Source organism: Fictibacillus aquaticus (genome assembly GCF_002245695.1).
GTDB classification, from domain to species: Bacteria; Bacillota; Bacilli; order Bacillales; family Fictibacillaceae; genus Fictibacillus; species Fictibacillus aquaticus.
Genome location: NZ_NOII01000002.1, coordinates 212,715 through 231,197 on the forward strand (window position 1 = coordinate 212,715; position 18,483 = coordinate 231,197).

The following is an 18,483-nucleotide window of genomic DNA, read 5'->3' on the forward strand; positions in this document are numbered from 1 at the left end:
TAAAACGATATGTATACAAAATGGACATCCTCAACCCATCATAGAATGTCAGGGCAGGATTGTCCATTCGTATTACCCACATTCATTACAGCAGTGCTTTTTCTTCTAAGATGGTCCCGATCTTCGTGACCATCAAGTCGATAGCGACACGATTCTGACCGCCTTCTGGAATAATGATGTCTGCATATCTTTTCGTCGGTTCGATGAATTGATTGTGCATCGGACGGACGACCGAGATATACTGATCGATGACAGAATCAAGTGTACGGCCTCTGTCACGCATGTCACGAACTAAACGGCGGATGATCCGCACATCTGCATCTGTATCAACAAACACTTTGATGTCCATCAAATCACGCAGGCGCTCATCTTCTAAAATAAGAATACCTTCCAATATAATGACATCTTTAGCATCAACTGGGATAATTTTATCACTTCTTGTATGCGCTGTATAGTCATAGACTGGCTTTTCAATCGCGTGATATTGCTGCAGTTCATTAATATGCTCAATAAGCAGGTCGTTGTCAAAAGCGAGCGGATGGTCATAATTCGTGTTTAGGCGCTCTTCCATCGACTTTTCAGATTGATCTTTATAATAAGAGTCCTGTTCGATAATAAGGATAGACTGGTCAGCGAACTGGCGGTAAATTTCTTTTGCCACCGTTGTCTTTCCTGACCCTGATCCTCCTGCAACTCCGATAACAATTGGTTTCTTTCCCATGATCCCTTCTCCTTCCAAACACTTGAAGCCTTCAACTTTAAACTTTTTTAATGCTGACCAATATGCCGTCCCCAATTGGCAGCAGCGCTGAATCATAATCGGAGTGGTTCATAATATATTCGTTGAACGCCCTGATTTTTCTGACAAGAGCTCGCCGTCTCCTGCTTTCAATGCCTGTTTGATCAACTACATATCCTCTGAACATCACATTATCCGTTATCACCATGCCATTGCTGGCAAGCATTGCCGTATATGCATCGAAAAACTTCTGATATTGCCCCTTTGCTGCATCGATAAAAATAACGTCAAACGGGCCGTGATGCTTTACATCATCATGAAGTTCATTCGCGTCGCCGAACAGTGCAGTAATACGACCTTCTAAACCGGCTTTTTCTATGTTCTTTGATGCTATATGATAGCGTTCTTCGTCTTTTTCAATTGTAACGATGTTTGTCCCCGGAAGAGACGACGCCATTCTTATGGCTGAATATCCAATCGCGGTCCCTACTTCGAGGATGCGTTTGGGCTGCTTAATTCTCAGAAGCTGCAGCAGGGATTCGATGCCGACAAGGTCCATGATCGGCACATCATTCTCCTTCGCATACTGCTCTATTTCTTCAATGTTTTCCGGCCTAGGCGATATAAGGCCGCTGATGTACTCATCCTTTTTGCTGCTTGAGACCAAAATCCAGATCCCCCTTTACTTAACCGGTATATTGTAACACAAAAACAGTCCTTTATGCTCTCCCTTTTTTTGTTCAAGGTATCGCTGCTAAAAAGCTTCAAAGAAAACTTGGCTGAAGCATCTATTGAAGTCAGCCTTAGCTGTAGATCGTGCTTTTAACTCTAATCTTAAATGAAGTCGAATCTCTTCTAGTAAAAAAGTTATACTTTCTTTTAGTGCAAAAAAAAGGCTGTGACGAATCATTCTCTCGTCAGCCAGCCTTATCATTTTATTGCTTTTTATTCCAGTTTTTCCATTCATGGCGGTACTTTTGATATACTGCATTATGTTCGGAAAGCGTTTTGGTATAAATGACCTGACCATTCGGACGTGCATAAAAGAAAAGCTCTTCCATCTTCTGCGGTTTTAAGGCAGCCTTGAGCGACTCTTCACCAGGTGAAGATATCGGACCAGCCGGAATTCCTTTCACACGGTATGTATTATACGGAGAATCAAATTCCAGGTCTGTATAAAGGACTTGCACTGAAAAATCTTTTCGAGCATATTTGACCGTAGGGTCTGAGTCGAGTTTCATATCCTTTGAAAGACGGTTGTAAAAAACACCGGCAATTTTAGCTCTGTCTTCATCCCGCTGTGATTCTTCCTCGATCAGCGAGGCGAGTGTTACGATCTGAAAAGGCGTGTATGAAGTATTTTCCATATCAGCGCTGTATTTTCCAAATACATCATTTGCTTTGGATACCATTGTATCAATGATTTTTTTTGCGTCTGGCTTTTTTTCTTCAAACTCATATGTAGCAGGGAACAAATATCCTTCAAGGGGATAATATAGATCTTTTTTATAAATGTCCTTGCCAAGTATTGAATACTTTTTTTCAAGCTGTGATAAAAATGTTTTGTCTGCCATGATCTTGACCACGTCTTCTTTTTTCGTTCCCGTTTTTTCTGCTATAAGAGCAGCTGTCTCAGGAACATTCCATCCCTCGGGTATCGTGATCATGAACTGAGGTTTTTTGAATAGCTTTCCTTCTTTTAGCGCGTTAATAATCGCTTTTAGATCCATTGCTGGATTAAGGCTGTAAGAACCCGCCTGAAAGTTGCTCTCATTCATAAACCTTGAATATAGATGAAAGAACTGTGCGTTTTTTATAAGCCCGTTTTCCTCCAGCTTCTGACCGATCTCTTTCGGTGACGAACCGATTGGGATGACGATAGAAACTTCCTTTGTGCTGTCAGGGTCTGCTGCCTCAAGCAGGCTTTTGCCATAAACGTACAGACCTAAAGCTGATCCTGATACAACTAATAAAAGCACCAGTAAAATGGCAAGCACAATTTTTTTCACAGATTTTTTTTTCTTTTTGTTTTCCGGTCCACTGACAGAAGACATATGTAACTGGAGCAATTTCGACTCCTCCTTCACTTCCACTAGTATACTATATTCTTACTTTTGTTCACATAAAAAGAAGAAAATTGGAGAAGTGGAAGGGAAAATGTCAAATAAAGGAAAACATACTGACTTGAGGCTGCACTCAAGGGTTTAACTGTCATTCTAATTTAACCTTGGTATGTATTATATTAGTGAGTTTATTTCCTATAGAAAAAAGCCGGGCTATGCCGCCCGGCTTTTGTTGCGTGATTAAGATTCTTTTCCAAAATCCTCGTCATCAAATGTGTTAAGCATCTCTTCAACGATGTCCCATTCTTCATCTGTTTCGAGCGGGAATAAAGCAAGATCATCTTCATCTTCATTTTCTTCGTATCGGAAAGGGAACACTTCTACTTCGTCACTGTCCTCGTCATCTTCTGAGTCAGCAACAGGAATTGTCACCATATATGATTTGCCTGTGGAATCCACGTCGAATTTAAACAATACTTCAAAAAGGTTTTCGTCGCCGTTCTCGTCTGGAATAATAATACGTTCGCGTTCTTCTTTTGCCATGTTTATCACCTCTGGTTTATTTTACGCTGTCGAGATAGCCTTGCAGTATCAGAGCTGCAGCCATTTTATCGATAACGCTCTTTCTTTTCTTACGGCTCACATCGGCTGATATGAGCGTTCTTTCTGCTGCTGCGGTTGTCAGACGCTCATCCCAAAGCTTTACGGGGAGTTCCAGCTTTTCTTCTGTTTCTTTGGCAAACAGCTGGCATGCTTCTCCGCTTGGGCCGATGGTCCCGTTCATATTTTTTGGCAGACCGACGATAACGAGTGTGACCTCGTTTTCTTCGGCGATCACCTTAAGCCTTGCAAACACTTCATCATCAGGACGGCCGGGGCGGCGTTTGACCGTCTCGACCCCTTGTGCCGTCCATCCAAGTTCATCACTTAGAGCAACGCCAACCGTTTTCGTGCCGACGTCAAGCCCCATCGTTCGCGGCATTAAAGCGACCTCTCTTTTTTCCTTGATAAATAAGATTTAACTAGCTCTTCAATAAGCTCGTCCCGCTCAAGTTTGCGGATTTTCGATCTGGCATCATTATGACGCGGGATATAGGCAGGATCACCTGAAAGCAAATAACCGACGATCTGGTTTATTGGATTGTATCCCTTTTCCTGCAATGCATCATATACAGAATACAAAACATTTTCCACATTCGTATCATAAGAGTCATCGTTAAAGCTGAACTTCATCGTCTTGTCCATCGAACTCATTTGCCAGCACCTCTTTCCTAAGTTCTCCCTTTTTGCAAAATCATCAGGAAGCTGATTTTCTTTATTGTACCTTAAGAACGTGATGTTAGGAAACGGTTTTGATCATTTCGACTGCAGATTGAAGTCCACTTTCAAGTTTTGAAGGATCTTTTCCGCCAGCCTGAGCCATGTCAGGACGGCCTCCGCCGCCTCCGCCGCACTTTGTTGCCACTTCTTTAACAAGGTTACCCGCATGATAACCCTGCGGTATTAAATCCTTCGTGACGCCAGCGACAATGTTCACTTTTTCATTATTTACTGCACCAAGGATTACGATTCCGCTTTCTAGCTTGTTTTTTAAATCATCTAAAATGGAGCGGAGACTGTTCATATCTGATGCGCTGACCACTTTAGCGATTACTGAAACGCCGTTGATCTCCATCTTTTCATCAAGCAGGCTGCCTGCTTCCATGCTGCCGATTTTTGCGGAGAGCGATTCTTTTTCTTTTTGTACATCTTTCAGCTGGCTCTGCAGTGATTCTACTTTTTGCGGAACATCTTTCAAGTTGGACTTAAGAAGTGATGCTGCATCTTTCAAAAGCTGAATCTGGTCCTTCATCATGCGGTATGCGCTTTTTCCTGTAACGGCTTCAATCCTTCTTGTTCCTGCACCGATCCCTGATTCTGCAACAATTTTAAACAATCCGATTTCAGCCGTATTGCTGACATGGCAGCCGCCGCAAAGCTCAAGACTGTAATCGCCCACTCTGACAACACGAACGATGTCCCCGTATTTTTCGCCGAACAAAGCCATCGCACCCATTTCTTTCGCTTCTGCGATCGGCTTGAGCATTTTGTCTACCGTAATGTTTTGCCAGATTTTTTCGTTTACGATATTCTCGATCTGTTCAAGCTCTTCAGATGAAATTGAGCCAAAATGAGAGAAGTCAAAACGCAGACGGCCTGTTTCGACTAGTGAGCCCGCCTGGTTAACATGCGTTCCAAGCACATCTTTCAAAGCCTGATGAAGAAGGTGTGTCGCCGTATGGTTCTTTACGATTTCAGCACGTGACTGAGTATCAACTTCTGCCCTTACAGCAGCTCCCTTTTCAAGAACGCCTCTCTTTACGATTACACTGTGAAGGTTTTGGCCGTTCGGAGCTTTTTGTACGTCCTTAACAAACAGCGTAAGGTTTTCGTTTGAAATAATTCCATGATCGGCGATCTGCCCTCCGCTTTCTGCATAGAAAGGCGTCTTTGATAGCATGATTTGAGCTTCGTCGCCTTCTTGTACCATCTCAGAGCGCTCTCCGTTCTGAAACACTTCGATAATCTCTGCCTGTGCTGCGAGTGCTTCATATCCAACGAATTCACTTTTCAGCGTTACGTCGCTGAGTACACCCGCCTGCACCTGCATGCTTCCGACATCCTGCCTAGCAGATCGTGCGCGCTCTCGCTGTGCTTCCATCTCGTTTTTAAAGCCTTCAAGATCGACCGTCATCTCGTGTTCCTGAGCGTATTCTTCCGTAAGTTCAATCGGGAAGCCAAACGTATCATAAAGCTTGAACGCGTCAGCTCCTGAAATGACAGTGCTGCCTTTTTTGCGTTCAGATGCGATAACCTCTTCTAAAATAGCAAGACCGTCATTGATCGTTTCATGGAATCGCTCTTCTTCATTTTTTACTACTTTTTGGATGAACGGAACTTTTTCTGTCACTTCAGGATAGAAATCCTTCATGATCTCAGCTACCACAGGCACAAGCTCGTACATGAACGGGCGGTGGAGACCTATTTTTTTCGCAAATCGGATAGCACGGCGGATAAGTCTGCGCAGGATATAGCCGCGTCCTTCATTCGAAGGAAGAGCATTGTCGCCGACTGCAAAAGATACGGTACGGATATGATCCGCGATCACCTTAAATGCGGTGTCTTTTTCAAGATCGCTGCCGTATTGTGAACCCGAAATTTTCTCTGTCGCCTTGATGATCGGCATGAACAAATCTGTATCGAAGTTCGTTCTTGCATCCTGGATGACAGAAACCATTCGCTCAAGCCCCATGCCCGTATCGATATTTTTCTTCGGCAGCGGTGTATATGTTCCATCAGGGTTATGGTTGAACTGGGAGAACACAAGATTCCAGATTTCAAGATAGCGTTCATTCTCTCCGCCAGGGTAAAGTTCAGGGTCCTCTGGATCATTGCCGTATGATTCGCCCCTGTCATAGAAAATTTCTGTGTTCGGTCCGCTTGGGCCTTCGCCAATATCCCAGAAGTTTCCTTCGAGACGGATGATACGCTCTTCCGGAATTCCGACCTTCTGCACCCAGATGTCGAACGCTTCGTTATCTTCCGGATGTATCGTGACAGATAGTTTGTCTGCGTCAAATCCAATCCAATCCGGGCTCGTCAAAAACTCCCATGCCCAAAGGATCGCTTCCTCTTTAAAATAATCTCCTATCGAGAAGTTGCCAAGCATCTCAAAAAAAGTATGATGCCGTGCTGTGATTCCGACGTTTTCAATGTCATTAGTACGGATCGATTTTTGTGCGTTCGTGATGCGCGGATTTTCCGGTATCACACGTCCATCAAAATATTTTTTCAGTGTCGCAACACCGCTGTTAATCCAAAGCAATGAAGGATCTTCATAAGGCACAAGCGATGCACTTGGCTCCACGTCATGGCCTTTTTGCTGAAAAAAGTCTAAGAAAAGCTGTCTGACCTGAGCTGATGTTAACTGTTTCATCATTACATCTCCTTTTATCTGTCTTTAAAAAAACAAAAAACTCCCGCCCCTGAAAAACAGGGACGAGAGAGAGCATTCACGCGGTACCACCCTGGTTATGGCATAAAACGGCCATCACCTTGATTTTGCCTTAACGCGGCAGACGGCAGTTATTAACTGCACTCAAGAGTAGCTTTCAGTCCGTTATCCATGAGCGCCTTCCAGCCAAGGGCGCTTTCTCTATGCAAGGATGTTTCGGCTTACTTCTCTCCATCATCGAATTTATGTATTCTCCTGTAGTATAAAATGAACTATTTTAGCTTGTCAACGGTTTGATGAGAACGATAATCCCTAATATGAAGAAGTATGACCTTCGCAACCGCCAAGAGGGGCACGGCTGTAATCATACCGACGATCCCCCCTAGCTCCCCTCCCAACAGCAATGCGAAGATAATCAGTGCAGGATGGATATGAACGTTTTTCCCAACGATCAAAGGGCCGAGTATGTTCCCCTCGATAAACTGAAGTACGAGCATGATCGCGGCTGCGATCCAGAGCATCTTCCAGGAAACTGTGAATGCCAGGAACAGGACAGGTACCGCACCGATGATCGGCCCGAAATAAGGGATCACATCGGTCACGGCAATAAACAGGCCGAGAAGAACAGGGTATGGCATGCCCATGATCCACAGAGCTATTGTTGCTGCTGCACCAAGGATGACTCCGACTAATACCTGTCCCCTAATATACCCTCCAAGGGACAAGTTAATATCATGCAGCAGTGAACCGCCTTCTCCCCGCCATCTTTTCGGAGTGATGTACCAAAGCCCTTTTTTAATTTTTTCGATGTCGTTAAGAAAATAGAACACTAAAAATGGTGTAACGAGGAAGACGAAAAAATAATCCACTAGATGCCTTACAGAGAGGATAGCACCAGCGAGGGATTCCTGAGCTTTATTCTCCATATTTGAAATCGTGTCATCTATTCTTTCGTGCATCGCATAAGGCAGCCTAGATGTGTGATGATCCACTTCCATCAGCATGTTCTTATATAATCCTGCAATCCCAGGAAGGTTTTTCATAAGCTGCTTTAACTGCGCAAGAACATGTGGGATACCTTTTACTAAAGCCCACCCTGTACCGCCGAAAAACAGAACGTAAATGATAAGTATGGCCAGAAACCTTGGCAGCCCTTTATTGTGCAGCCATTCTACGACAGGATGCAGCAAATATGTAATCAGAGCGGCTAAAACAAAAGGGATCAGCACATTTTTCAGAGCTGTCAGCAGAGAGCTGAACAGCGGAAAAACCTTCATAACCATAAAACCGCACAAAAAAAGCAGCAGCAGAAACAGGAGGGTGTACATCCAGCGAAGCATCTTTTCTTTCTGCAAGAAACTCACCTCTACAAGCTAGTTTTTGCAAAGAAGAGAATATCATTCTGATGATTAACCAGATTAAGCCATAACTTGAGTTTCAGACTGAAATCTGCTTTCTTTACCAGATTAAACAGAAAAAAGGCTGGCTCAGAGAAATTCCGGCCAGCCTCTTGTTTAATAAATGGCTTTCGCGATTTTCTTACGCATCTTTCGGATAGTTCTGGATCTCCACATGTCGTCCATCGCCATCATCATACCTAAGCTCCTGCCGCGGCTCTGTCTTTTGTTCATAGCCATGGCAGCCGCTCCAATACCGAGCGCAAGTAAAGAAGTAAATGATCGGTTCAAACCATCACCGCCTTAGTTTATGGCGCCTCCGCCTTAAAAGCCAAATCGCTCTCTTCAAACAGGTCATCTAAAGAAGTTAACGTCCCGTCAGCTTCCACCTGATGCAGTGCAAGTTTTCCCTGCTGAATGGAGAGTTCAATAAAGCAATTCCAGCAATAATATTGGTTCACACCGATTTTTCCGATATCCTTGCGTTTGCAGTTCGGACAAATCACGCCGTTTCCTCCCTATTGGCCGAAGAACGATTCTCCATTGATCTCATATGACGCATTATGAAAAAGCGTCTGTCGGCCATGCCGCATATCAGAGAAGAATCCTTCTGTTGTTTCAACTGCTACAAGCGTGTCCAGATTATCAGAGAAATATACATCTGTGATCATCGCGTCCATTTCCGCTTGCTTCGTAACAGCCTGGCCGAGAACATGTTTAGGCTTATGACAGACCGTCCATAGCTCCTGAACTGCAGCATTTGCCACTTTGGGAGCTTCGCTGAGGAATCCGCTGATGGGGAAAAATCGGCACTTTGACCAAGGATGGCGTTTGGCCAGCAGGCCGTGGACGATGCCGCTATTATCAAAGAATACATCTTTAATGATAACGTTCGTCCCGCTGTGACGGTCAAAGATTCGTGAACCTGCTAAAACTGAAAATGTCCGCAAAGTCATCCCGCCTTTCCGAACATTTTTAGTGTAACTCATATGCTTTTTTTCATTACAGAAACCTTTTCCACCTCTGCCAAATAGGCAGCTTCAAGATTTTCTTTCAGACCTGAATAGCGGCGTTCATCGTCACTCCTCGTTACCGCCCATTCAAATGCTTCTCCTTCTCCGCATAAAATCAGATATTCCTTGCTTCTTGTGATAGCCGTATAGATCAAATTTCGTTTGAGCATTCGGTAATAGCTTTTGAGGACAGGAAGCACAACGATCGGATATTCGCTTCCCTGTGATTTATGGATTGAACAGCAATAAGCATGAGTGAAGTGGGAGAATTCACTGCGTTTAAACGTCACTTCCACCTCATCGAAAGCAATGACCACCTGATCTTCTTTTTCTTTATTTTCCTTAGCATAAAATATGGCGACAATCTCGCCCATATCTCCATTGTATATTTGGTCTTCAGGCTGGTTGATGAGCTGCAAGACCTTATCTCCAGTTCTAAACTCATGATCTCCGAACTGCATTTTTCTTTTTCGTCCATCGTCAGGATTGAATAAGTTCTGCAGCTCTTTATTCAGCCGGTCGATTCCCGCACTGCCGCGGTACATCGGGGCAAGAACCTGTACATCTTTTGCTTTATATCCTTTATTAATTGCACCCCTGCACACTTGAAGGATGCCCTCAACCGCCTGCTCAGCATTGCAGCTGAAAAAACGGCGGTCTTTTTTCGGCTCCATTAAATCTTTAGGAACGGAACCATGCTTCATACTGTGAGCGAGCTGGATGATGGAGGAATCCTGAGACTGCCGGTAAATGTCCACGAGCGTAACCTTCGGGATAAAATCCAAGGACAATACATCACGCAGCACCTGTCCCGGACCTACTGAAGGCAGCTGATCCTCATCTCCTACAAAAATGAGCTGCATTCCTTTTGGGACGGCTTTTAACAGTGCGTGAGCAAGCCAGATGTCGACCATGGAACTTTCATCGATAATGAGCAGTCTGCCCTCAATCGGCTCATCGTCATTTTTTTCGAAATGCGACCCTTTCCAGCCAAGTAAGCGATGGATGGTGGTAGCCGGAATCCCGGTCGATTCTTTCATTCTTTTCGCTGCCCTTCCTGTAGGAGCGACCAGGACGATCGGGTATACCTTGCCTTGCCTGTAATCCTCAGGATTAAGACTCACCCCATGCAGTTCTCCGTACATTTCAACGATCCCTTTAATAACAGTGGTTTTTCCTGTTCCAGGGCCGCCCGTCAGAACCATAACAGAAGAGTGCAGCGCAGTATGGACAGCTTGTTTCTGTGACTGTGCGTATGTAATTCCGAGCCTGTTTTCCGTCTCTTTCAGTGTTTTTTTAAAGTCGCCCTTTTTAAATGCTTTCTCATATTGTTTATCGCATGCGAGTTCAGCGATTTTTTTAGCGACTCCGCTTTCCGCATGATAAAGTGCCGGATGGTACACTCTTTCTTCTTTAATGATCAGTTTCTTCTCTTCTTCCATGTTCTGCAGCTCACGGAATATGACCATCTCATCTACAGAATGGCTGCCTGAGGCAAGAAGTTTTTTCACTTCATGCAGCAGCATATCAGAGGGAAGATAAGTATGTCCTGCATCATTACCCGTTTCTTTTAAAACAAATAAGCATGCAGCCTGAATACGTTCAGGATGCTCATGACCCATTCCAAGTCCTCTGCCGATTTCATCCGCTCTATGGAAGCCGATGCCGTCCACATCGGTGATCAGGCGGTACGGCTCATTCTGCAGTACATGAACAGCTTGTTCCTTATATGTCTGATAAATTTTTGATGAAAGCTGAGGGCCTATCCCATAAGGGTGGAGAAGGATCATGACTTGTTCGAGACCTTGATTTTCAAGGAGTGAGCTGTAGAGCGACTTTGCCTGATCTTCTGACAGTTTAGGCACATCACTCAGCCTTTCCGGACGTTCGAGCAGCAATTCAATGGCATTCTCACCAAGAGCCTCCACAATTTGCTGGGCCGTTTTTTTTCCGATGCCCTTGAACAAGTCACTCGACAGGTACTGGATCACACCTTCTGCTGTTTTAGGATATTCTTTTCTGAAATGGGTGATCTCGTACTGCTTACCATACTTGGCGTGCTCTTTAAATTTTCCGAAAAACACATACGGTCCGTCTTGCGAAAGCGGAGGAAGCAAACCAGTGATCACCGCTTCTTTTTCATCATAATTTTCATTAGTTTTTTGAACCCTTATTTTAGCGACAGTGTACAATGTCTCGGTATTGTAATAGATATTATGGATGAAGGTGCCTCTAATATAGCTGCTTTCTTCTTCATCAAAAAGAAATGAAGGCTGTTCGTTCATGGATTGCCCTCCGTTATCGGTTTAATTTCTCCTGCATATTCTTTCTGCCGTTGCCTGCCAAAAAATGCCCGGGCTGTATTGTTAGAGCTTTTTCAAAGCATTGCAGTGCTTCCTCATACTCTTCAAAAAAGGCATAACATACACCAAGGTTATAGAACGCATCTGCGTGCTCCTCTGGTAGTTCTGTTACCTTTTTAAAAATCTTTGATGCTTCTTCAACATTATTCAGATGAGCCAGACACAGACCGTATTGAAACAATGCTTCAGAATCACCGCTGTTCAGTTCACTCGATCGCATAAGAAAAGGCAGAGCCCTTCTCGGTTCATCACATTGTAAATAGCTCATACCAGCCATAAAAAGCGTATCAGCATCATCAGGGAAGCGTCCTAAAGACTGCTGAAACAAATATGCTGCTTCCTTGAACTTTTCTGCTTTGTAACAGGAAACACCTGCACCGTAATAAGCCGCCGCAGCACCAGGGTCCAATTCTAGAGCTTTTTGAAAGAAAACGAGCGCTTTATCATGCTCGTGCACGGAAGAAAGCAGATTGCCGAAATTAATATAATGAACCGGGTTGGATGGTTCATCCTGTATGTTCTTTTCAAGCGCCGCAGCAGCTTCCTGATACTTTCCTTTTTGTAAATACTCCATTCCTTTATCCATGTTTACCTCCAGATACATCAATCGTCATACATACAAAGCCGACCTTTTTTTCATTCTTTATTTTAACATAATTGATACAAAAAAAAGGGCAAGCTTATCGCTTGTCCCTTCTTGTTACAGATAAGAAATCGGCTCGCCGTTCTTGAAGACTGTATCGATCGTTGCGCCTCCAAGGCAGACGTCACCGTCATAGAAAACGACAGCTTGTCCAGGCGTGATTGCCCGCTGCGGTTCATCAAACACGACATTCAATGTTCCGTCTTCCTTTACGTTCACAGTCACACCCATATCCGGCTGGCGGTATCTGAATTTTGCTGTACATGTAAACTGACCAGGCACACTTTTTGCCGATATCCAGCTTGCTTTGACCGCTGTCAGGCTTTCCGAGTACAATGCGTCATGATGAAAGCCTTGTTCAACATAAAGAACGTTTTCTTCAAGGTTCTTCCCTACAACAAACCAAGGTTCACCGCTACCACCGATGCCCAGTCCGTGGCGCTGCCCGATCGTGTAATACATCAGGCCGTCATGTTTGCCCTTTACTTCACCTTCCAGCGTCTGCATCTCGCCTGGTTTAGCTGGCAGATAGTTGCTTAAAAACTCTTTAAAATCACGTTCTCCGATAAAACAGATGCCTGTAGAATCTTTTTTGGAAGCTGTGGCCAAGCCTGCTTCCTGAGCGATTTTACGAAGTTCGGGCTTTGTCAGCTCTCCGATCGGAAACATTACTTTTTCCATCTGTTCTTGAGACAGCTGGTTCAGGAAATATGTCTGATCTTTGTTGTTATCCACGCCGCGCAGCATCTGCACTTCTTCGCCGTTGAAGGCCGCCCTGGCATAATGTCCGGTAGCTACAAAATCAGCTCCTAGATCTAAAGCGTGATCAAGAAAGGCTTTGAACTTGATCTCCTTGTTGCACATTACATCAGGGTTAGGCGTACGTCCTGCTTTATATTCATCCAGGAAATAAGTGAACACTTTATCCCAGTACTCTTTTTCGAAGTTAACCGCATAATACGGTATGCCGATCTGGTTGCAGACCGCGATGACATCGTTATAATCCTCTGTCGCGGTGCAAACGCCAAACTCGTCCGTGTCATCCCAGTTCTTCATGAATATGCCGATCACATCATATCCTTGTTTTTTCAGCATTAAAGCTGCAACTGAAGAATCCACGCCTCCGCTCATGCCGATGACGACTCTTGTTTCTTCAGGAGTCTTTCCGTTTAATCTTGTATGCAATAAAAACACCCCCTGTTAACTGCATATGAGAAACAGTGTACATTATTTCTTCAGTCTTTTCACGATTTTTGCTGTCTCATTTGCAGCCTTCTCGATTTCTTCCATTGTGTTTCCGTAACCGAAGCTGAAGCGGATGGCAGAACGCGTCCGCTCATCTTTGCCGAACATGGAAGTCAGCACATGAGAAGGCTCCATCGTTCCGGCAGTGCATGCCGATCCGCTAGATACAGCGATGCCTGCCATATCAAGGTTCACAAGGAGTACTTCTGTTTTCACTCCCGGAAAACTGATGTTCAGCACATGCGGCAGGAAATGTTCGCTGCTGCCATTATATAAAAATTCAACATCGTTTTCTTTTAAAACATCCTGCAGCTTAATGCGGAACGAGCGGTATAGCTCTACACGGCTTTCTCTCTGGGTAATCATCAGCTCAACAGCTTTGTTAAAGCCAGCGATACCCGCGACGTTTTCTGTACCAGCTCGCCGCTTTCTTTCCTGCTCTCCTCCAAATGCAAGCGGAGATAATCTGACTCCATCACGCACATATAAAAAGCCTGTGCCGTTCGGAGCATTGATCTTATGTCCAGAAACGCTCATAAGGTCGAGTGACAACTCGTTTACATCGAGGCTCGCAAGACCATAAGCTTGTACCGCATCACTATGAAAATAAGCTTTGTGGCTGCCTAGAATCGTACCGATCTCTTGTATATCCTGAACCGTTCCTGTTTCATTGTTCCCGTACATGATGGAAACGAGTATCGTATCTTCTCTTAATGATTCCTTAAGCTCACTTAACGAAATACGCCCTTCCTCATCGGTCTTCAGGTACGTCACCTCGAAACCTTTTTTCTCGAGTTCATAACATGCATGAAGCACCGCATGATGCTCAGCTGCTGACGTTATAATATGATTACCATCAGACTTCCTTGCCTCCGCTGTCCCGATGACCGCCATGTTATCAGCTTCTGTTCCGCCGCTCGTAAATATGATCTCATTCGGTTTTGCGCCGATACTTCTAGCGGCTGCAGCTCTCGTGTCATCCAGCAGCTTTCTTGTTTCTCTTCCATAAAAGTGAATGCTAGAAGGATTGCCAAAATGCTGCGTAAAATACGGAAGCATCGCTTCAACGACCTCTGGATGAACAGGAGACGTCGCTGCGTGGTCTAAATAAATTCTATTCATGAAATATCCCTACTTCCCAGCTCTAAATATAAAACATGTACGAATCTTGGCCGCCTTCATCTTCATAAGCAGCAAGGTCTTCTAATGTCGTATGATCCAGAACATCTTTAACGGCATCACGGATTTTGATCCAAAGGTTGCGTTTTGCCGGCTCTTCGTCATCCAAAACCTCGACAGGCGTGATCGGCCCTTCTAACACACGGATTATGTCACCGGCTGTGATATCTGCTGCCTCTTTAGCAAGAACGTAGCCGCCATAAGCTCCTCTAATGCTTTTTACGAGTCCTGCATTCCGCAGCGGTGCGATCAGCTGCTCCAGATAATGCTCAGAAAGGCTATGTTCTTTAGCAATAGATTTTAATGCAATCGGCCCTTCACCTGACTTTTTCGCTAATGCCATCATGATGGTCAAGCCGTATCTTCCCTTTGTTGATATTTTCACCATGTTCACTCCAGTCTAAAATTACGTTCACTCTTTTTCTGCAAAATGGAAGGGTGATACCGACGATGCTTCCGATCGCCAGACAAAATATTATCGTTCCGTAAGAGACAGGGCCGCCCATCACCCAACCAAGAAAAAGGACAGCGAGCTCCATATATAGCCTGATTTTAGAAACCTTCACGCCCGTTCTTTCAGTCATGACGAGCATAAAATGGTCCCTCGGTCCAGCACCGCAGTCAGACGCTATGTAAAGTCCTATACCAAAACCCAAAATAATAATCCCTGCAGACAGCATCGTCATTTTCAAAAGAAGCGAGTCAGGGGTTTTCATAAAAGGAAGTAATAAACATCCATCGATAAACACACCGACGAAAAGCATATTCAAGAACGCTCCTGCCATCGGAGGCTTCCGTTCCATCAATGCCGTCGCTGCAATAATCCCAAAGCCGACTATAACGGACCATGAACCGATGCTAAGCCCAAACTGCTTGAATAAGCCGATATGCAGTACGTCCCATGGAGCACTTCCAAGCTCCGCTGAAATCATTAAAGCAACACCGAACGCCATAATCAGCAGTCCTGAAAAAAACACAAGCCATTGAATGGACTTGCGGGTCATGGACCTATTTTTATCTGTCATCTATGCGTTCACTCCGTCAGCTTTTCTATTTAAATCTTGCTTATTATAGCATGAAAAACCAGCTGTTTGCATTTAGGGTGCTTGTATAGTAATGTCAGAGCATAAGAGAACAGACGTACGATACAGGAGAACAATTATGGACTTATTTGATTATCAAACTCGTTCTGGCGGTAATACCGGCCAGCCGCTGGCAAGCCGTCTCCGGCCGCAGACACTGGATGAATTTTTCGGGCAGAAGCATATTGTCGGGGAAGGCAAGCTCCTTCGCCGCGCGATCGAGGCCGATCAGCTTACACCGATCATTTTTTTCGGTCCGCCAGGTACTGGAAAGACAACACTTGCAAGAGTGATCGCCAATACGACTTCAGCTCATTTTGAACAGCTGAATGCCGTAACTTCTGGTGTTGCGGATATTAAACGGCTGACATCAGAAGCAAAAGACAGACTGAAATTTGATGAAGAAAAAACGGTTTTGTTCATTGATGAGATTCACCGTTTTAATAAAAGCCAGCAGGATGCACTCCTCCCATTCGTAGAAGACGGAACAGTCATCTTGATCGGAGCAACTACAGAAAGTCCGATGTTTGAGATTAATCCAGCCCTGCTTTCCCGCTCCCGTCTCTTTCGCTTCGAGCCTTTGACGGATGAAGATATTAAAGATGTGATCAATAGAAGCTTGTCTGACAAGGAGAAAGGCTTTGGAAAGCACACTGTTTCAATCGACGGCGAAGCAATGGAGCATATCGTGAATGTCGCGAACGGAGATGCACGGACCGCTCTTAATGCGGTCGAACTGGCTGTCCTCACCACAAAACCGGATGCTGACGGCAGCATTAAGATCACTCTTCAAACTGCCGAAGAATCCATTCAAAAGCGCGTCCTTCAATATGATAAAAAAGGCGACAACCATTATGATACGATCTCTGCCTTCATAAAAAGCATCCGCGGCTCGGATCCGGATGCTACCCTTTACTGGCTGGCAAAAATGATCTATGCGGGTGAAGATCCTCGCTTTATCGCTCGACGTCTTATGGTTCATGCAGCAGAAGACATAGGGCTAGCGGACCCGAACGCACTATTAGTCGCTCAGGCAGCTAGCTATGCTGCAGATTTTATCGGCATGCCTGAAGCCAGGATACCGCTCGCTGAAGCAGCTCTATATCTTGCAACAGCACCCAAAAGCAACGCTGTTATTTCAGGCATAGATGCTGCATTAAGAACGGTTGAAAAGGAAAAGACGGGAGAAGTTCCGCTTCACCTTCGCGATGCTCATTATAAAGGCGCAAGCTCACTCGGTCATGGTGAAGGCTATAAATATCCGCACGACTATCCCGATGGCTATGCTGTTCAGCAATATTTGCCAGATTCACTTAAAAACAAAACCTTCTACCGGCCATCAGACAGAGGATATGAAAAAAACGTGCAGAAAAGGCTTGAATATTTTAATGACCGTAAAAAGAAAGAAAAGTAATCTATCACTCTTTTATCCTTTTTTCTCAAACTAGTAAAGTTTAGTGATAAGTACGTATATAAATAGAACGCTCTGGCAAAAATGACACTATCATCCTAAATTAACGAATCAAGGAGTTGATGATAGTGTCAAAACTAAGACAGGACGCCTGGTCTGAAGAAGATGATCTACTGCTTGCGGAAACCGTACTCCGCCACGTCAGAGAGGGAAGCACACAGCTGCATGCTTTTGAAGAGGTAGGAGATAAATTGGAGCGCACATCGGCCGCGGTCGGATTCCGATGGAACGCAATCGTTCGCAAACGATATGAGCAGGCATTAAAAATAGCAAAAAAACAGCGTAAAGAACGACAGCGTTCTCTTGCAAAGCAGCAGCAAAAGCCAAGGCATGTACATGAGACGGTCCCGCCGCCTGTCGTCCAGCCAGCACCTTCCTCTCAACCTATGTTTGGCGGTGAAATGGTGCCAAGCCGTCTGCTAGATGATGAGGTATACAACCCGGACGAATTTTTCAAAACGGCTTATACTGCGCACTCTTCTTCCAGTATGGAAGAACCCGCGCCAGTATATGAAACGCCATCTGGTTCCTCTGAGCAATCAAGCGTTACTTCATTGGATGAGGTAATTAGTTTCTTAGAGAACCTCAAGCACAACGGCCTTTCTTCAGGAAAAGCTGCAGCAGAAAATTCAGAGCTGAAGCTGCAGTTAATTGAACTGAAGCAGGAAAACCGGACTTTGAGAGATCAAGTCTTACTTCTTGAAAAAGAATACAAAACCATTCAGGAAGATTACCAGGCTTTAATACAGATCATGGACCGCGCCCGAAAAATGGTGCTGCTGCAGGATGAAACAGATCCTGCCAACCAAAGCTTTCGTATGGACAAGAACGGAAATCTTGAAAGAGTTGCAAAATAAAGAGCAGGATCCTTAGCGGAAGCCACTGAAAAATCGGTAGAATTTCACCGGTTTTTCTTTATGTATTACTGTTTTCGTAAGGTATTCTGCATGCAGTGATAGAAATCAGAGAAGCGGTTGACCTCCGTTTCAGGCGCACGCTTTCCGCGGGGCGGGCGGTGAGCCCCCTTGCCGCTATGCGCCTAAGTGGTCTCACCTGACCGTTCGTCCCGCAGGAGTCGGCACCTTACACTCCGATCAACTTTATCAATGATGGATTCAAGAAGATTAAGCGAACGTAATGAAAGAATTAGCTAAAGCAATTAAAATTGTTCAGAGCACCCCGCTGAACTTGTAAAAAAACAAATCGATCAAAACAATCATCTTTTTTAAAAAACTTTTAATAAAGAAAGATCAAGGGCTTCACATGTGATTGTTCATGAGAAGCCCTTGATCTT

The 18,483-nt window shown here is 44.6% G+C and carries 19 protein-coding genes and 1 other annotated feature; of the genes, 2 read left to right on the forward strand and 17 right to left on the reverse strand.

The window, feature by feature from the left end:
* Positions 1 to 85: 85 nt before the first annotated feature.
* From udk to CGZ90_RS09085, 17 genes are all read right to left on the reverse strand, one after another.
* Positions 86 to 721: a uridine kinase gene (gene udk, locus CGZ90_RS09010; RefSeq protein WP_094252051.1), complete on the reverse strand. Its 636-nt coding sequence runs from the start codon at positions 719 to 721 to the stop codon at positions 86 to 88.
* Positions 722 to 758: 37 nt separating this feature from the next.
* Positions 759 to 1,406: an O-methyltransferase gene (locus CGZ90_RS09015; protein WP_240515397.1), complete on the reverse strand. Its 648-nt coding sequence runs from the start codon at positions 1,404 to 1,406 to the stop codon at positions 759 to 761.
* A 268-nt stretch (positions 1,407 to 1,674) separates the two neighbouring features.
* Positions 1,675 to 2,808 (reverse strand): endolytic transglycosylase MltG, encoded by a 1,134-nt coding sequence (gene mltG, locus CGZ90_RS09020; RefSeq protein WP_094252052.1) that lies wholly within the window; start codon positions 2,806 to 2,808, stop codon positions 1,675 to 1,677.
* 234 nt (positions 2,809 to 3,042) lie between these two features.
* Entirely contained in the window at positions 3,043 to 3,345 is a 303-nt protein-coding gene (locus tag CGZ90_RS09025) for a DUF1292 domain-containing protein (RefSeq protein WP_094252053.1), read from the reverse strand.
* Between the two features lie 16 nt (positions 3,346 to 3,361).
* Positions 3,362 to 3,784 carry a Holliday junction resolvase RuvX gene (gene ruvX, locus CGZ90_RS09030; protein ID WP_094252054.1) on the reverse strand — a complete coding sequence of 141 codons (423 nt, stop codon included), beginning with the start codon at positions 3,782 to 3,784 and terminating at the stop codon, positions 3,362 to 3,364.
* A complete protein-coding gene (locus CGZ90_RS09035) occupies positions 3,784 to 4,056 on the reverse strand; it encodes an IreB family regulatory phosphoprotein (RefSeq protein WP_094252055.1) in 273 nt (90 codons plus the stop codon). Before CGZ90_RS09035 ends, ruvX begins: the two co-directional genes overlap by 1 nt.
* Positions 4,057 to 4,141: 85 nt before the next feature.
* On the reverse strand, positions 4,142 to 6,778 hold the full coding sequence (alaS, locus tag CGZ90_RS09040) for an alanine--tRNA ligase (RefSeq protein WP_094252056.1): 2,637 nt from the start codon (positions 6,776 to 6,778) through the stop codon (positions 4,142 to 4,144).
* Positions 6,779 to 6,833: 55 nt separating this feature from the next.
* Positions 6,834 to 7,043 (reverse strand) — a binding site (T-box leader).
* A gap of 25 nt (positions 7,044 to 7,068) precedes the next feature.
* Positions 7,069 to 8,160, reverse strand: coding sequence for an AI-2E family transporter (locus tag CGZ90_RS09045; RefSeq protein ID WP_379675145.1), 1,092 nt, complete (start codon positions 8,158 to 8,160; stop codon positions 7,069 to 7,071).
* Positions 8,161 to 8,310: 150 nt separating this feature from the next.
* Positions 8,311 to 8,484, reverse strand: a complete 174-nt coding sequence (locus CGZ90_RS20350) for a DUF3918 family protein (protein WP_106408312.1) — start codon at positions 8,482 to 8,484, stop codon at positions 8,311 to 8,313.
* A gap of 17 nt (positions 8,485 to 8,501) precedes the next feature.
* Positions 8,502 to 8,699, reverse strand: a complete 198-nt coding sequence (locus tag CGZ90_RS20720; RefSeq protein ID WP_094252057.1) for a hypothetical protein — start codon at positions 8,697 to 8,699, stop codon at positions 8,502 to 8,504.
* A 12-nt stretch (positions 8,700 to 8,711) separates the two neighbouring features.
* On the reverse strand, positions 8,712 to 9,143 hold the full coding sequence (locus CGZ90_RS09055) for a hypothetical protein (RefSeq protein WP_133063572.1): 432 nt from the start codon (positions 9,141 to 9,143) through the stop codon (positions 8,712 to 8,714).
* A 35-nt stretch (positions 9,144 to 9,178) separates the two neighbouring features.
* Positions 9,179 to 11,491, reverse strand: coding sequence for an SF1B family DNA helicase RecD2 (gene recD2 / locus CGZ90_RS09060; protein WP_094252059.1), 2,313 nt, complete (start codon positions 11,489 to 11,491; stop codon positions 9,179 to 9,181).
* Positions 11,492 to 11,504: 13 nt separating this feature from the next.
* Positions 11,505 to 12,155 (reverse strand): tetratricopeptide repeat protein, encoded by a 651-nt coding sequence (locus CGZ90_RS09065; protein WP_094252060.1) that lies wholly within the window; start codon positions 12,153 to 12,155, stop codon positions 11,505 to 11,507.
* A 114-nt stretch (positions 12,156 to 12,269) separates the two neighbouring features.
* A complete protein-coding gene (gene mnmA, locus CGZ90_RS09070) occupies positions 12,270 to 13,343 on the reverse strand; it encodes a tRNA 2-thiouridine(34) synthase MnmA (RefSeq protein ID WP_094252456.1) in 1,074 nt (357 codons plus the stop codon).
* A gap of 96 nt (positions 13,344 to 13,439) precedes the next feature.
* On the reverse strand, positions 13,440 to 14,579 hold the full coding sequence (locus CGZ90_RS09075) for a cysteine desulfurase family protein (protein WP_094252061.1): 1,140 nt from the start codon (positions 14,577 to 14,579) through the stop codon (positions 13,440 to 13,442).
* A 22-nt stretch (positions 14,580 to 14,601) separates the two neighbouring features.
* On the reverse strand, positions 14,602 to 15,021 hold the full coding sequence (cymR, locus tag CGZ90_RS09080; protein ID WP_094252062.1) for a cysteine metabolism transcriptional regulator CymR: 420 nt from the start codon (positions 15,019 to 15,021) through the stop codon (positions 14,602 to 14,604).
* On the reverse strand, positions 14,954 to 15,661 hold the full coding sequence (locus CGZ90_RS09085; protein ID WP_094252063.1) for a YczE/YyaS/YitT family protein: 708 nt from the start codon (positions 15,659 to 15,661) through the stop codon (positions 14,954 to 14,956). The genes cymR and CGZ90_RS09085 overlap by 68 nt, the downstream gene beginning before the upstream one ends.
* A 136-nt stretch (positions 15,662 to 15,797) precedes the next feature.
* Here CGZ90_RS09085 and CGZ90_RS09090 point away from each other — a divergent pair, with 136 nt between their 5' ends.
* Together CGZ90_RS09090 and CGZ90_RS09095 are read left to right on the forward strand one after the other, a co-directional pair.
* Entirely contained in the window at positions 15,798 to 17,132 is a 1,335-nt protein-coding gene (locus CGZ90_RS09090; protein ID WP_094252064.1) for an AAA family ATPase, read from the forward strand.
* Positions 17,133 to 17,251: 119 nt separating this feature from the next.
* Positions 17,252 to 18,046 (forward strand): RsfA family transcriptional regulator, encoded by a 795-nt coding sequence (locus CGZ90_RS09095; protein ID WP_338032232.1) that lies wholly within the window; start codon positions 17,252 to 17,254, stop codon positions 18,044 to 18,046.
* Positions 18,047 to 18,483: the final 437 nt, after the last annotated feature.